This window comes from Bradyrhizobium sp. 179 (assembly GCF_023073535.1).
In the GTDB taxonomy this organism is placed as follows: domain Bacteria; phylum Pseudomonadota; class Alphaproteobacteria; order Rhizobiales; family Xanthobacteraceae; genus Bradyrhizobium.
Map to the genome: position 1 here is coordinate 82,994 of NZ_JADPJR010000005.1, position 14,955 is coordinate 97,948.

General features: G+C 64.9%; 15 protein-coding genes. 12 read left to right on the forward strand and 3 right to left on the reverse strand.

Going from position 1 to position 14,955, the window contains the following annotated elements; genetic code table 11:
- The first annotated feature begins 33 nt into the window (after nucleotides 1-33).
- The 9 genes from pyrH to fabZ all read left to right on the forward strand — a co-directional run bounded on the left by pyrH (nucleotide 34) and on the right by fabZ (nucleotide 9,713).
- On the forward strand, nucleotides 34-750 hold the full coding sequence (gene pyrH / locus IVB12_RS01145; RefSeq protein WP_247275932.1) for a UMP kinase: 717 nt from the start codon (nucleotides 34-36) through the stop codon (nucleotides 748-750).
- Between the two features lie 64 nt (nucleotides 751-814).
- Nucleotides 815-1,378: a ribosome recycling factor gene (gene frr / locus IVB12_RS01150; protein WP_247294779.1), complete on the forward strand. Its 564-nt coding sequence runs from the start codon at nucleotides 815-817 to the stop codon at nucleotides 1,376-1,378.
- Between the two features lie 12 nt (nucleotides 1,379-1,390).
- On the forward strand, nucleotides 1,391-2,149 hold the full coding sequence (locus tag IVB12_RS01155; RefSeq protein ID WP_247294781.1) for an isoprenyl transferase: 759 nt from the start codon (nucleotides 1,391-1,393) through the stop codon (nucleotides 2,147-2,149).
- Complete coding sequence (locus IVB12_RS01160) at nucleotides 2,146-2,988, forward strand: phosphatidate cytidylyltransferase (protein WP_247294785.1); 843 nt, start codon at nucleotides 2,146-2,148, stop codon at nucleotides 2,986-2,988. Before IVB12_RS01155 ends, IVB12_RS01160 begins: the two co-directional genes overlap by 4 nt.
- A 4-nt stretch (nucleotides 2,989-2,992) precedes the next feature.
- A complete protein-coding gene (dxr, locus tag IVB12_RS01165; protein ID WP_247294788.1) occupies nucleotides 2,993-4,216 on the forward strand; it encodes a 1-deoxy-D-xylulose-5-phosphate reductoisomerase in 1,224 nt (407 codons plus the stop codon).
- A gap of 43 nt (nucleotides 4,217-4,259) precedes the next feature.
- A complete protein-coding gene (gene rseP, locus IVB12_RS01170; RefSeq protein WP_247294792.1) occupies nucleotides 4,260-5,411 on the forward strand; it encodes an RIP metalloprotease RseP in 1,152 nt (383 codons plus the stop codon).
- A gap of 175 nt (nucleotides 5,412-5,586) precedes the next feature.
- Entirely contained in the window at nucleotides 5,587-8,127 is a 2,541-nt protein-coding gene (bamA, locus tag IVB12_RS01175) for an outer membrane protein assembly factor BamA (protein ID WP_247294794.1), read from the forward strand.
- A gap of 60 nt (nucleotides 8,128-8,187) precedes the next feature.
- The gene (lpxD, locus tag IVB12_RS01180) at nucleotides 8,188-9,255 is read left to right on the forward strand and encodes a UDP-3-O-(3-hydroxymyristoyl)glucosamine N-acyltransferase (RefSeq protein WP_247294796.1); all 1,068 of its coding nucleotides are present in this window, start codon (nucleotides 8,188-8,190) and stop codon (nucleotides 9,253-9,255) included.
- Nucleotides 9,252-9,713 carry a 3-hydroxyacyl-ACP dehydratase FabZ gene (gene fabZ, locus IVB12_RS01185; protein ID WP_247275940.1) on the forward strand — a complete coding sequence of 154 codons (462 nt, stop codon included), beginning with the start codon at nucleotides 9,252-9,254 and terminating at the stop codon, nucleotides 9,711-9,713. Before lpxD ends, fabZ begins: the two co-directional genes overlap by 4 nt.
- Before the next feature lie 9 nt (nucleotides 9,714-9,722).
- Here fabZ and IVB12_RS01190 read toward each other — a convergent pair whose 3' ends face one another.
- A complete protein-coding gene (locus tag IVB12_RS01190) occupies nucleotides 9,723-10,046 on the reverse strand; it encodes a KTSC domain-containing protein (RefSeq protein ID WP_247294799.1) in 324 nt (107 codons plus the stop codon).
- A 179-nt stretch (nucleotides 10,047-10,225) separates the two neighbouring features.
- On the opposite strand from IVB12_RS01190, the gene lpxA reads away from it, so the two are divergent.
- From lpxA to lpxB, 3 genes are read left to right on the forward strand one after another with little or no spacing between them, the layout of a single operon-like run.
- Nucleotides 10,226-11,017, forward strand: coding sequence for an acyl-ACP--UDP-N-acetylglucosamine O-acyltransferase (gene lpxA, locus IVB12_RS01195; RefSeq protein ID WP_247294800.1), 792 nt, complete (start codon nucleotides 10,226-10,228; stop codon nucleotides 11,015-11,017).
- A gap of 19 nt (nucleotides 11,018-11,036) precedes the next feature.
- Nucleotides 11,037-11,894 (forward strand): UDP-2,3-diacylglucosamine diphosphatase LpxI, encoded by an 858-nt coding sequence (gene lpxI / locus IVB12_RS01200; protein ID WP_247294844.1) that lies wholly within the window; start codon nucleotides 11,037-11,039, stop codon nucleotides 11,892-11,894.
- On the forward strand, nucleotides 11,891-13,075 hold the full coding sequence (gene lpxB, locus IVB12_RS01205) for a lipid-A-disaccharide synthase (RefSeq protein ID WP_247294803.1): 1,185 nt from the start codon (nucleotides 11,891-11,893) through the stop codon (nucleotides 13,073-13,075). The genes lpxI and lpxB overlap by 4 nt, the downstream gene beginning before the upstream one ends.
- Here lpxB and IVB12_RS01210 read toward each other — a convergent pair.
- Nucleotides 13,072-13,839, reverse strand: a complete 768-nt coding sequence (locus IVB12_RS01210) for an SDR family oxidoreductase (RefSeq protein ID WP_247294806.1) — start codon at nucleotides 13,837-13,839, stop codon at nucleotides 13,072-13,074. The genes lpxB and IVB12_RS01210 overlap by 4 nt on opposite strands.
- The gene (ugpC, locus tag IVB12_RS01215; protein WP_247294808.1) at nucleotides 13,836-14,945 is read right to left on the reverse strand and encodes a sn-glycerol-3-phosphate ABC transporter ATP-binding protein UgpC; all 1,110 of its coding nucleotides are present in this window, start codon (nucleotides 14,943-14,945) and stop codon (nucleotides 13,836-13,838) included. Before ugpC ends, IVB12_RS01210 begins: the two co-directional genes overlap by 4 nt.
- Nucleotides 14,946-14,955 lie beyond the last annotated feature (10 nt).

The following is a 14,955-nucleotide window of genomic DNA, read 5'->3' on the forward strand; positions in this document are numbered from 1 at the left end:
GCCGGAAGCGGCGCCCGGACGAGGAAAGTGCTCATGACTGATCCGGTCTATCGTCGCGTCGTGATCAAGCTGTCCGGCGAATATCTCGCGGGACAGCAGGGTTTTGGTATCGACCAGGTGACCGTCGACCGGGTCGCGGATGATCTGATCGCCGCCCGCAAGCTTGGCGCCGAAGTGGCGGTCGTGATCGGTGGTGGCAACATCGTGCGTGGGGTCGAGGTGTCGTCCCGCGGCGTGTCGCGCCCGACCGGCGACACCATGGGCATGCTCGCCACCATGATGAACTGCCTCGCGCTGGAAGCGGCGATCGAGCGCAAGGGCACGCCGGCCCGCACGCTGTCGGCCTTCGTCATGCCGGAGATTTCCGAGCTGTTCACCCGCACCGCGGCGCACAAATACCTCGCCGAGGGCCGGATCGTGCTGCTCGGCGGCGGAACCGGCAATCCGTTCTTCACCACCGACACGACCGCGGTGCTACGCGCCGCCGAGATCGGCGCCCAGGCAGTGCTCAAGGCGACCAATGTCGATGGCGTCTACTCAGCCGATCCGAAGAAGGATCCGACCGCCACGCGGTTCGACCGTCTGACGCACTCGCAGGCCATCGAGGGTGGCTACAAGGTGATGGATGCGACCGCCTTCGCGCTTGCCCGCGAGACGTCGCTGCCTATCATCGTATTCTCGATCGCGGAGCCGGGCTCGATCGGTGCGATTCTGCGTGGCACCGGCCACGGAACCATTGTCGCCGGCTGACCGCTCGTCGTCGCGCCCGAGAGAAGGGCGCGGACCGGTCGCCGGGATTTGAAGGAGAAACGTGATGGCCACGGGTAGTTTCGACCTCAACGAAGTGAAGCGCCGCATGCAGGGCGCCGTGCAGGCTCTCAAGCACGAGCTTGGCGGCCTGCGGACGGGGCGCGCCTCGGCCTCGATGCTCGATCCGGTGCAGGTCGATGCCTATGGCACCCACATGCCGCTGAACCAGCTCGCCACCGTCAGCGTGCCGGAGCCGCGCCTGATCTCGGTGCAGGTCTGGGACAAGTCGATGGTCAAGGCCGTGGAGAAGGCGATCGTCGATTCCAATCTCGGCCTGTCGCCCGCGACCGAGGGCCAGGTGCTGCGCCTGCGCATCCCCGAGCTCAACGAGGAGCGGCGCAAGGAGCTGGTGAAGGTCGCGCACAAATACGCGGAAGCCGCCAAGGTCGCCGCGCGCCATGTCCGTCGCGACGGTCTCGACGTGCTCAAGAAGCTCGAAAAGAATCACGAGATGTCTGAGGACGATCAGAAGCGTCACGCCGACGAGGTGCAGAAGGCGACCGACGGCACGATTGCCGAGATCGACCAGCTGCTGGCCGCCAAGGAAAAAGAAATCCTCACCATTTAAGGCATCGCCTTCATGTCCAACGCCGCCGCGCCCGCAACGGAAGGATCTGACCGGTCCGACGCGCCCGCGCATGTCGCCATCATCATGGATGGCAACGGGCGTTGGGCGGCTGCGCGCGGCTTGCCGCGTGCGGAGGGGCATCGCCGCGGCGTGGACGCGCTGCGCCGCGTGGTGCGCGCCTCGCACGAGCTCGGCATTCGCTATCTCACCATCTTCTCGTTCTCTTCGGAGAACTGGTCGCGCCCGGCGAGCGAAATCGGCGATCTCTTCGGCCTGCTGCGGCGCTTCATCCGCAACGATCTGGCGAGCCTGCATCGCGACGGCGTCAAGGTCCGCATCATCGGTGAGCGCGAAGGGCTCGAGAGCGACATCTGCGCGCTCCTCAACGAGGCGGAGGAGCTGACGCGCGACAACACGCGCCTCACGCTCGTCGTCGCCTTCAACTACGGCTCGCGGCAGGAGATCGCGAAGGCCGCGCAGAAGCTCGCGCGCGAGGTCGCAGAGGGCAGGCGGGATCCGGATACGATCGACGCCGAGACGCTTGGCGCGCATCTCGACGCGCCCGACATTCCCGATCCCGATCTCATCATCCGCACCAGCGGCGAGCAGCGCCTGTCCAACTTCCTGATGTGGCAGGCCGCCTATAGCGAGCTCGTCTTCGTGCGGATCCATTGGCCCGATTTCGACAAGGCAGCGCTGGAAGGCGCGATCGCCGAATTTGCCAGGCGCGAGCGCCGTTTCGGCGGCCTGGTCGCGAAAACCGCCTCGTGAGCGAACCCGACGCCGCACCGGCGGGCTCCGCGCCTGCCTCGAGCAATCTCGTGCTGCGGGTCCTCGCGGCGCTCGTGCTGGCGCCGCTCGCCATTGCGCTCGCCTACGCCGGCGGCTGGCTGTGGGCACTTCTCGTCACCCTGGTATCGATCGGGCTGTTCGCTGAATGGCTGATGGTGGTGGGCGCGGGTTCGGCCGCGCTGACGGGGACGGGGACCATCGTTATCGCCATCATGGGATTCTGCGTTGCCTTCGGCGCGCTCAGGACCGCTGTCATCGCCGGCTTCATCGGCGGCGTGATCGTGCTGCTGATCGCGCGGGGCAAGTTCGTCTGGGCGGCTGCCGGATTTGCCTATGCATCGGCGGCGCTGCTGGCCTCGATCCTGGTGCGGCAGGATCTCGTCAACGGCTTCGCCGCCCTGATGTTCGTGCTGCTCGTGGTGTGGGCGACAGACATCGGCGGCTATTTCGCCGGCCGCAGCATTGGTGGACCGAAGCTATGGCCGCGCGTCAGTCCGAAGAAGACCTGGGCGGGCGCTCTCGGCGGCTTTGTCGCAAGCCTCTTGGTTGCGGCAGGCTTCGCGGCGTGCGGGCTCGGAAAGCTGGCCCCATTGCTACTCGTCAGCGCTGCTCTATCGGTGGTGTCGGCCCTGGGCGATCTGTTCGAATCCGCGGTGAAGCGGCGCTTCGGTGTCAAGGATTCCAGTCACTTAATTCCCGGCCATGGCGGACTTCTGGATCGCCTGGACGGCTTTGTCGCCGCCATCCTGGCGGCATGGATTATCGGCTTTCTCCGCCATGGTGTGCATAGCGCCGGAAGCGGTCTTATGGTTTGGTGAGGATATGAGCGCAGTCCCATTGCGTAACAACAGGCTTGCTGCGTCCGACGTTCGCAGCGTCACGGTTCTCGGCGCCACCGGCTCGATCGGCGACAGCACGATGGATTTGCTTCGCGCCTCGCCCGAGCGCTACCGTGTCGAGGCGCTGACGGCGAACGGCAATGTCGCAGCACTGGCCAAGCTCGCGAAGGAATTTTCCGCGCGCTTCGTCGCGATCGCCGATAGCTCCAAACTCGGCGAGCTCAAGACTGCGCTGGCGGGCACCAGCACCGAATGCGGCGCCGGCGAAAGCGCGGTGATCGAGGCCGGTGCGCGTCCGGCCGACTGGGTGATGGCGGCCGTGAGCGGCGCCGCCGGGCTGAAGCCGGCGCTGGCCGCGGTCGATCGCGGTGCGCATGTCGCGCTCGCCAACAAGGAATGTCTGGTCTGCGCCGGCGATTTCTTCATGCAGCGCGCGGCAAAAGCCGGCGCCTGCATCCTGCCGGCCGATTCCGAACACAATGCGCTATTCCAGGCGTTGAGCTCAGGCAATCGCGACGAGCTCGTCCGCGTCATCATCACCGCCTCGGGCGGCCCGTTCCGGATCTGGAAGCCTGCCGACATCGAGCAGGCGACGCTCGAGCAGGCCCTGAAGCATCCAAATTGGAGCATGGGCCAGAAGATCACGATCGATTCCGCCTCGATGATGAACAAGGGGCTCGAAGTGATCGAGGCGTCCTATCTGTTTGCGCTCGCGCCCGACGAGATCGACGTGCTTGTTCATCCGCAGTCGATCATCCACGGCATGGTCGAGTTTTCCGATTGCTCCGTCGTGGCGCAGCTCGGTGCGCCCGACATGAGGACGCCGATCGCGCATTGCCTGGGCTGGCCCGACCGCATCAAGGGTCCGGCGGCCAAGCTCGATCTGGCCAAGATCGGCGTGCTGACCTTCGAGGCGCCGGATTTCGAGCGGTTCCCAGGTCTGCGCCTGGCCTACGATTCGCTCCGGACCGGGAAGGGAGCGACCACCGTCTACAACGCCGCCAACGAGGTCGCGGTCGCCGCCTTCATTGCCGGCAAGATCCGGTTTGGTGCGATCGCGCGCCTGGTCGAGGCGACGCTGGACGACTGGATACGTAGCGGGAACCAGGCGGCGATGACCTCGGCTGACGACGCAATATCCGTTGACCATGTTGCGCGAAATAGAGCTGCCGCCCTATTGCCTCAAATTGCCTTAAAGGCATCCTAGATGGTTCGGGCCAGGGCCTTGCGGCGCTGGATGAGGGGAATCGATGATCGACTTTTTCGTCCATAGTTTCAACACGTTGAGCCATGGGCTCCTCGGCTACGCGGTACCCTTCCTGTTCGTCCTGACCATCGTCGTGTTCTTCCACGAGCTCGGCCATTTCCTGGTCGCGCGCTGGGCGGGCGTTCGCGTTTTAACCTTTTCACTCGGCTTCGGACCCGAGCTGGTCGGTTTCAACGACCGTCACGGCACCCGTTGGAAGATCTCCGCAATTCCGCTTGGCGGCTACGTCAAGTTTTTCGGTGACGAGAGCGAGGCCTCGACCCCCTCGGCCGAAACGCTCGCCGCCATGACGGCCGAGGAACGCGCCGGCAGCTTCCACCACAAGAAGGTCGGCCCGCGCGCCGCCATCGTCGCGGCCGGACCCATCGCCAATTTCATCCTGGGCGCGCTGATCTTCGCCGGCATGGCGCTGTACTACGGCAAGCCGAGCACGATTGCGCGCGTCGACGGCGTCGTCGCCGACGGCGCGGCGGCTGCCGCCGGCTTCAAGGTCGGGGACGTTGTCGTCCAGATCGACGGCAAGCCGATCGAGAGCTTTGCCGACATGCAGCGGATCGTTGCGATGAGCGCGGGTTCAACGCTTGCGTTCCAGGTCAAGCGGGACGGCGCCATCGTATCGCTGACCGCGACCCCCGCGCTGCTTGAGCGCAAGGATCCGTTCGGCAACCGCCACCGCGTCGGTGTGCTCGGTGTCGAGCACAAGTCGCAGGCCGGTGAGGCTTCGACCGCCCCCGTGGGCGTCGGCGAAGCGCTCAAGATCGGCGTCGAGCAGGTCTGGTTCATCATCACCAGCACCTTCAAGTTCCTGGGCTCGTTGTTCGTCGGAAACGGCAATCCCAACGAGGTCAGCGGCGTCCTGGGAATCGCAAAGATGTCGGGGCAGGCGGCCAGCGCCGGGTTCCAGTTCGTGATCAATCTGTGTGCGGTGCTGTCCGTGTCGATCGGTCTGCTGAACCTGTTCCCGATTCCGCTGCTCGATGGCGGCCATCTGATGTTCTACGCGGCAGAAGTTGTCCGCGGCCGGCCTCTGTCCGAACGGACTCAGGAAATGGGGTTCCGAATCGGGCTCGGTTTGGTGCTGATGTTGATGGTGTTTGCGACCTACAACGACATCCTTCGGATGGCGGCGTCCTGATAGGGGCGTTTTTGTGGCGTTGCTGTTGAGCAACGTCTTGCAATGAAATTGAAATCACGGCGCTTTCGGCCGTTTGCGGCGTCCGGGAAATTGGCTACAAGCGGCGTGAACTTGGGGAATCTTCCAGACCGGTGTTGGGTGGGTCTGGTATGGAATGATAAGGGCGCGTTGCGCGATGAAGTTTGGACTGCGACTCCGGGGGGGCTTGCTCGCAACCCTGATCATGTTCGGCGCGCCGGTGATTGCCCCGGTTGGGGCTGTTTTTGTGTCTTCGTCTGCGCTCGCGCAGACCGTGCAGTCGATTTCCGTCCAGGGGAATCGCCGTGTCGAGGTGGAGACAATCCGCTCCTATTTCAAGCCGGGTCCGGGCGGCCGCCTGGATCAAGGCGCCATTGACGACGGCCTCAAGGCGTTGATCGAAACCGGCCTGTTCCAGGACGTCAGGATCAATCGCGGCCCCGGCGGCCAGATCATCGTCTCCGTGGTGGAAAACCCGGTGATTGGGCGCGTCGCCTTCGAGGGCAACAAGAAGATCAAGGACGAGCAGCTCACCACTGAAGTCCAGTCCAAGGCGCGTGGCACCTTCTCCCGCGCCATGGTGCAGTCCGACACGCTGCGAATCGCCGAAATCTATCGCCGGTCCGGCCGTTATGACGTGCGCGTCACGCCTGAGATCATCGAGCAGCCGAACAATCGCGTCGACCTGATCTTCACGATCGAGGAGGGCGCCAAGACCGGCGTCAAGTCGATCGAGTTCGTCGGCAACAATGCGTTCTCGTCCTATCGGCTGCGCGACGTCATCAAGACGCGCGAATCGAACCTGCTGAGCTTCCTCGCCAGCGGCGACATCTACGATCCCGATCGCGTCGAGGCCGACCGCGACCTGATCCGCCGCTTCTATCTCAAGCACGGCTTTGCCGACGTCCAGGTCGTGGCCGCGCTCACCGAATACGATCCGGAGAAGAAGGGCTTCAACGTCACCTTCAAGATCGAGGAAGGCGCGCAATACCGCGTCGGCGCGGTCGACTTCCGCTCCAGCATTCCGAACTTCGATCCTTCGTCGATGCGCGGCTATTCGCGCGTCAATGTCGGCTCGCTCTATAACGTCGAATCGGTCGAGAAGTCGGTCGAGGAGATGCAGATCGAGGCTTCGCGCCGCGGTTTCGCCTTCGCAGTCGTTCGTCCCGGCGGCGACCGCAATTTCGAGGCGCACACCGTCTCCGTCGTTTTCAACATCGACGAGGGCCCGCGCACCTATATCGAGCGCATCAACCTGCGCGGCAACACCCGCACGCGCGACTACGTGATCCGCCGCGAGTTCGACATCTCGGAAGGAGATGCCTATAACCGCGCGCTGGTCGACCGCGCCGAGCGGCGGCTGAAGAACCTCGACTACTTCAAGAGCGTGAAGATCACGACGGAGCCCGGCTCGTCGAGCGACCGCGTGATCCTGGTCGTCGACATGGAAGAGAAATCGACCGGCGACTTCTCGATCTCGGGCGGCTACTCCACGACCGACGGCGCGCTGGCCGAGGTCTCGGTCTCCGAGCGCAATCTGCTCGGTCGCGGCCTGTTCGCCAAGGCGGCGGTGACCTATGGCCAATATGCGCGCGGCTACTCGCTGTCGTTCGTCGAGCCGTATCTGCTCGACTACCGGGTCGCGCTCGGCCTCGACCTGTATCAGCGCCAGCAGCTTTCAAACAGCTACATCTCCTACGGCACGAAGACGCTCGGCTTCTCGCCGCGCCTCGGCTTCTCCTTGCGTGAAGATCTGTCGCTCCAGCTGCGCTACTCGATCTACCAGCAGGAAATCACGCTGCCGAGCTACCTGGCGAACTGTAACAATGTGGTCGGTTCGGCCGCGTTCAACCCGAGCCCGGCGTTCTCCGCGGCCACCGGTATTCCTCTGGCTGCCTCAACCAACGGCCTGGGATGCTACAGCGATGGTGAAGCCTCTCTGCCGGTGCGCAAGGAGCTTGCCAACGGCAAGACCTTGACTTCGGCGCTGGGCTACACGCTCACCTACAACACGCTGGACAACAACAAGAACCCCACGGACGGTCTGCTCATCGATTTCCGGCAGGATTTCGCCGGCGTCGGCGGCGACGTCAGCTATCTGAAGACCGTGGCGGACGGAAAGTATTACGCCCCGCTGGTGTCTGATATCGTCGGCATCGTCCGTCTCCAGGGCGGTGTTCTGACCAAGATCAACGATGATCTGCGGATGCTCGACCACTTCCAGATGGGCCCGAACCTCGTCCGTGGCTTCGCCCCGAACGGCATCGGCCCGCGCGATCTGAATCCTTTCGGTACGCAGGACGCGCTCGGCGGCACCAAATATTGGGGCGCTTCGCTCGAGTTGCAGATGCCGTTTTGGTTCCTGCCCAAGGAAGTGGGTCTGAAGGGCGCGGTCTATGCCGACGCCGGCGGTCTCTACGATTATAAGGGACCGACAAGTTGGGCCTTCAACGGCGTCTCTGGCACTAACGAGGTCAATGCGCCCGGCTGTATCCCGTCGACTATCAATCCGACGAGCACCGGAACTTGTACCGGCCTCGTCTACGACGACAGCAAGGTGATCCGCTCGTCCGTCGGTGTCGGCTTGATCTGGCAGTCGCCGTTCGGTCCGCTGCGCTTCGACTACGCCGTGCCGCTCAGCAAGGGCAAGTACGACCGCACGCAGGAGTTCCGGTTCGGCGGCGGCACCACGTTCTAATTCGATCAGCACGGCACGATCCGGATCACTGGAGCCGGTTTCCGACCGCGACGGGGTGGAATGGCGCAGCCGACCTTCTTCACAAAGCCGCCTGCCTCAGCGCTGGCCGACATCGCTGCGCTGGCCAAGGCGCAACTGGTCGACCCCGCGAGAGGCAACGACACCATGACGGGTCTGGCGTCGCTCGACGAAGCCGGACCGATGCATCTGGCGTTCTTCGACAACCTGAAATACGTCGATGAGCTGAAGGCGACCAAGGCGGGGGCGTGTCTGGTGAGCCCGCGCTTTGAAGCCCGGGTGCCCGCACATGTGGCTGTGCTGCGGGTGGCGCAGCCTTTCCGCGCCTTCGTCAGGCTCGCGCGGGAATGGCATGGCGATGCGCTCAGGCCGCAATCCTGGATCGGCAACGACGGCATCGCGCCGTCAGCCATCATCGATCCCACGGCCCGGCTCGAAGACGGCGTAATCGTCGATCCCCTCGCCGTGATCGGCCCGAACGTCGAGATCGGCAGCGGCACCGTGGTCGGCGTCGGGGCGGTGATCGGCCCCGGCGTCAAGATCGGCCGGGACTGCAATGTCGGCGCCCGCACCGCCATCCAGTGCGCCCTGATCGGCAATGACGTGCTGATTCACCCCGGCTGCTCCATCGGCCAGGACGGCTACGGCTTCATCTTCTTCGGGCCCGAAGGCCACCTGAAGGTGCCGCAGACCGGCCGCGTGCTGATCCAGAACAATGTGGAGGTCGGCGCCGGCACCACCATCGATCGCGGCTCCTTGCGCGATACCGTGATCGGCGAGGGCACCAAAATCGACAATCAGGTCCAGATCGGCCACAATGTGACCATCGGCCGGAATTGCCTGCTGGCGGCTCAGATCGGGCTGGCGGGCAGCCTGACCATCGGCGACAACGTGGCGCTCGGAGCAAAGGTTGGCATCAACAACCACCTCAAGATCGGCGATGGAGCCCAGGTCACCGCGATGAGCGGCGTCAAGGACGACATCCCGCCGGGCGGACGCTGGGGTGGTTTTTTTGCCAAACCGACCAAGCAATGGTTCAAGGAGATCATCGCGGTGGAGCGTCTGGTGCGCGACAGCAAGGTCGATCCGAAGGACGAGGGACGGGAATGACGCAGGAATCGCCTGTTAAGTTCGAGCTGGTGGATATCAATGCAATCCTTCAGACCCTGCCGCACCGCTTTCCGATGCTCTTGATCGACCGCGTGATCAACATCCGTGCCGATTATAGCGGCATCGGCATCAAGAACGTCACCTTCAACGAGCCGGCCTTCCAGGGGCACTTCCCCGAGCGCCCGGTCTATCCGGGCGTCATGATGATCGAAGCGATGGCGCAGACCGCTGGCGTGATCGGCATCAAGTCGGTCGAGGGCACCGAGAAGCCGCGGGCGGTCTACTTCCTCACCATCGACAAGTGCAAGTTCCGCAAGCCCGTGCTGCCCGGCGATACCATCGAATATCACATGCGCTCGCTCGGCCGCCGCAAGGCCATGTGGTGGTTTCACGGCGATGCCAAGGTCAACGGGCAGGTGGTTGCGGAAGCCGACGTCGGCGCCATGCTGACGGATTGAGCGCGCTCGTCATGCCCGGCAATCGTAGCGGCTGCCGGCCACCTCGCGGCTGATATTCCGATTGAAGAACTGACCCATGGACGGTGCGCCCAGAAGGCCCTCGACCGTCTCCGCCGCCACGCCGCAATAACGATCGTACCTGCCGTTGATGGCGACGACGAGGTCCTGCTGCGCCCGGTCGTAGCAGACGCGCTGAAGCATCGTGCTGCGGTTGATGTCGCGGCATTCGAACGTCGCCAGATCCACGGGGCCGCGTTGGTCGGTCTCGATCGTCTCGGAGACGACCGGTGTGGCCACGAGCTGTGCGAGCAACAAGGCAAGGGCTCTGACCACGACCGCTGAAGCTCCGCATGAACTTGCTGATGAGCCGGGAAGGCCGCCGCCTTCTCCAGCACATGAAACACGGCGAGATGATACGTCACTGGACAGATCGGGCATAGTCGCGCTAACCACCCGAAAACCGAGCGACTTCAATACATAACCTGACCTTCTTGACGAGTAAGATTGGCTTGATGAGCAAGATTGATCCCACCGCACGGATCGCGGACGGCGCCGTGATCGGCGATGGCAGCGAGATCGGACCCTATTGCATCATCGGCCCGAACGTCGTCATCGGCGCGAACTGCAAGCTGATCGGACACGTCACCGTCATCGGCCACACCTCGCTCGGCGATGGCTGCGTGATCTCGCCGTTCGCAGTGCTGGGCGGCGCTCCGCAGGATCTCAGCTACAAGGGCGAGCCGACGAAACTCGAGATCGGTTCCGGCTGCACCATCCGGGAAGGCGCGACGATGAATGTCGGCACGATCAAGGGTGGAGGGCTGACGCGAGTCGGCAGCGGCGGCTATTTCATGAACAACAGCCATGTCGGCCATGATTGCGTGGTCGGCGACAACGTGATCTTCGCGACGTCAGCGACACTCGGCGGTCATTGCGAGATTGGCGACGCCGTCTATATCGGCGGCCTGTCGGCGGTGCACCAGTTCACGCGCGTCGGCCCCTATGTCATGGTCGGCGGCGTGTGCGGTGTCCGCGACGACGTCATTCCATACGGGCTGGTCAACGGCCAATATGCGGTCCTGGAAAGCCTCAATGTGATCGGCATGAAGCGGCGCAAGTTCACCAAGGAGCGGCTTGCAACCGTGCGTGGGTTCTACCAAAAACTCTTCCATGGTCCCGGCACGTTCGCCGAGCGGCTGGAGGCGGCGCGGCCGCTCGCGGGCGAAGACCCTGCGATCGCCGAGATCCTCGACTTCATCGGCAAGGGCAAGCGCCCGCTCTGTCTTCCCGCCATCGCGAAGTGATCCTCGGATGGCCGCGGGCATGACATCGGCGGCTGCGGAGGTTTCCTCACCGGTCGGCATCGTCGCCGGCGGCGGCGCCATGCCGTTCGCGGTCGCCGAATCGCTTGCGGCGCGCGGCATTACGCCGGTGCTGTTTCCGCTGCGCGGGGCTTGCGATCCGGCGCGGGTCGAGAAATTCCGCCACCGCTGGATCTCGGTCGGCCAGCTCGGCCGCGCGATGCGGTTGTTTCGCGAAGAAGGCTGCAGCGACCTGATCTTCATCGGCACATTGGTCCGCCCTTCGCTGTCCGAGATCCGGTTCGACGTCAAGACGCTGCGCCTGCTCGGCAACGTCATTCGCGCCTTCCGCGGCGGCGACGATCATCTCCTGTCCGGCGTCGGCCGCATGCTCGAGCAGGACGGCTTTCGCATGGTCGGCATCAAGGACGTCGCGCCCGATCTCCTGATGCCCGACGGCTGCATCAGCCGCGCCTGGCCGAGTGACGCCAGCAAGACCGACATCGAGCGCGGCCGGGCGGTGCTGAGCGCGCTCGGTCCGTTCGACATTGGGCAGGCCGCGGTGGTGATCGACGGTCACGTCGTGGCGATCGAGGACATCGAGGGCACCGACGCGCTGCTCGCGCGTGTCGCGCGGCTGCGTGAGGAGGGTCGCATCCGCGCGGCCATGGGCCGCGGCGTGCTGGTGAAGGCGCCGAAGAGCGGCCAGGACCTGCGCTTCGACCTGCCGACGATCGGACCGCGCACCATCGAGGGTGTTGCCAAGGCCGGCCTTGCCGGCATCGCCGTCGTCGCCGACAACACCATCGCCGCCGAGCCGCAGGCGATGATTGCGCTCGCCGACGCAAAATACCTCTTTGTCATCGGCCTGCCGGCGTGATGCAGGGCCGCGATCGCAAGCGCAAGATCTTCCTGATCGCAACGGAGGAATCCGGCGACCGGCTCGGCAGCGCCTTGATGCAGGTGCTGCGCCAGCGGCTCGGCGACGGCGTTGAGTTCGTCGGCGTCGGCGGCCGCACCATGGCGCGCGAGGGGCTCGAGACGCTGTTTCCGATCGAAGAGCTGTCGATCGTCGGCTTTGCCGCCGTCGTTCAGCAATTGCCGAAAATCCTGCGGCTGATCCGCAAGACGGCCGATGCCGTGCTAGAGGCCGCGCCCGACGCGCTCGTCATCATCGACAGCCCCGATTTCACCCATCGCGTCGCCCGCCACGTGCGTGCCCGCAATCACGCGATCCCGGTCGTCGACTACGTCTCGCCGCAGCTCTGGGCATGGCGGCCGGGACGGGCGCGGACCATGCTCGGCTATGTCGACCATGTGCTCGGCCTTTTGCCGTTCGAGCCGGAGGAATACCGCAAGCTCGGCGGGCCGCCATGCAGTTATGTCGGACATCCCCTGGTCGAGCAATTGGCGTCGCTGCGGCCGAACGCGGAGGAGCAGGCGCGTCGCGACGGCGAGCCGCCGGTGCTCCTGGTGCTGCCCGGCAGCCGCCGTAGCGAGATCCGGCATCACCTCGACGTCTTCGGTGCAGCACTCGGACGGTTGCAGGCGGAGGGGCGCGCCTTCGAGCTGATGCTGCCGACCATGCCGCACCTCGAAGCGACCATCCGCGAGGGCATCGCGAATTGGCCGGTCAAGCCGCACATCGTGATCGGCGAGAACGACAAGCGCGCCGCTTTCCGCATTGCCCACGCGGCGCTGGCGAAGTCCGGCACGGTGACGCTCGAGCTCGCGCTGTCGGGCATTCCGATGGTGACGGCCTATCGCGTCGGCGCGATCGAGGCCTTCATCCTGCGCCGCGCGATCCGCGTCTCCTCGGTGATCCTCGCCAATCTGGTGATCGGCAAGGATGTGATTCCCGAATTCCTGCAAGAAGACTGCACGCCGGAGAAGCTGGCACCGGCCCTCGCTACCCTGCTGACGGATTCGCCGCTGCGGCGGGAGCAGGTCGAAGCGTTCGCACGACTCGATCAGATCATGTCGACCGGCAACAAGTCGCCGAGCGTGCTCGCCGCCGACATCGTGCTCGCGACGATGCGCAAAGGCAGGCCGGTGAGCTAGCCGAGGCCGCCGTCGACCTGGAAACATTGACGCGTGATGCGCTGGCTCTCGTCCGAGGCGAGGAACAGCGCCATGTTGGCGATGTCGTCGGGTGTCACCGCATCGGGAACGGCCTGGCGCGCGCGCATCTCGGCGATGGCCTGCTCGTCCGGATACCACAGCCGGCGCTGGCGCTCGGTGATCACCATGCCCGGCGCGATCGCGTTGACGCGAATGCGGTCGGGCCCGACCAGCCGGGCCAGCGAGTTGGTGAAGCCGACGATCGCCGCTTTCGCCGCGGCATAGGCCGGCAGCGCCGGTGCGCCGCGCATCCAGGCGATGGACGACATGTTGATGATCGAGCCGCCACCGCGCGCCTGCATCTGTCGCACCACCGCCTGTGCTGCGAAGAAGACGTGCTTGAGGTTGACGCCGATCATCCAGTCGAACTCGGCCGGCGTTACCTCGGAGAGAACCTGGCGTTGATCGTTGGCGGCGTTGTTGACGAGAACGGCGGCGTCGCCGAGCGAACGGTGGACCTCTGCCATCGCGGTGCGCAAGGCGTCGATGTCCAGGAGATCGCAGGGCACGAACAGCGGCGTGGTCCCGCGCGCTGCCGCCACTTCCCGCACCAGCGTTTCACCGGCATTCGTATCGATGTCAAGGAAGGCGACGTGGGCCCCCTGGCCCGCGAAGGCCCGTACGAAGGCGGCGCCAATGCCGCTGGCGCCGCCGGTAATCAACACCACGCGGCCCGCCAGGCCGGAATAGGTGGTCTTCGTCATGCGATCAGTCGCTCCGTTTCGGGGTCGAAAAGGCAAATACGGCGCGTGTCGAGCGCAAAGGAGGCGGACGCGCCGGGCGCGGGGCGGATATCGGGCGAGACGCGCGCCATCGCGGGCTCGCCCCCGAGCCGCAGCAACACCATGGTCTCGGCTCCGGTCGGCTCGACCATTTCTACCGGCGCATCGACGAGGACAGGCGCATCGCCGGAAAATGCGCGGCTGCCTTCGGCAATGCATTCCGGCCTGATGCCAAACACCACTTCGCGACCGACGTAGGATGCCGCGGCGTCATATCCTCGAAGGCGAAGACGAACCTCCTCCGGCCGCCCGGCGCCGATCACGACCACCGGCCCGTCATTCCCGCTCTCGAGCCGTGCCGGCATCGTGTTCATTGGCGGCGAACCCATGAAACGCGCCACAAACAAATTGGCCGGGTAGCGGTACACGGTATCGGGGTCGGCGAATTGCTGCACACGACCCTGATGCATCACGGCGATCCGCGTCGCCATCGTCATCGCTTCGATCTGGTCGTGGGTGACATAGACGATGGTGGCGCCGATCCGCTGGTGCAGCCGCTTGATCTCCATCCGCATTTCGACGCGCAGCTTGGCGTCAAGATTGGACAGCGGCTCGTCGAACAGGAAGAGCAGGGGATTGCGCACCAGCGCCCGCCCCATCGCCACACGCTGGCGCTGGCCGCCGGACAATTGCGACGGCTTGCGGCCGAGCAGCGGCTCGATCTGGAGCAGCTTGGCCACGTTCGCGACCGCCTTCTCCTGCTCGGCCTTCGGCACATGACGGCATTCCATGCCGAAGGTGATGTTCTGGCGCACCGTCATCGACGGATAGAGCGCGTAGGACTGGAACACCATGGCGATGTCGCGGTCCTTGGGCGGGATGTCGTTGACGATGCGCCCGCCAATCTCGATCGTCCCCGTGCTCGGTCGGTCGAGCCCGGCGACGATGTTGAGCAGCGTGGACTTGCCGCAGCCGGATGGCCCGACGAGGACCGTGAACTCGCCGCTCTCGATGTCGAGATCGACGCCCTTCAGTACCTCGAAGTTGGCGTACCGCTTGGACAGGGCGCGAATGCTCAGTGCTGCCATGACAAATCCA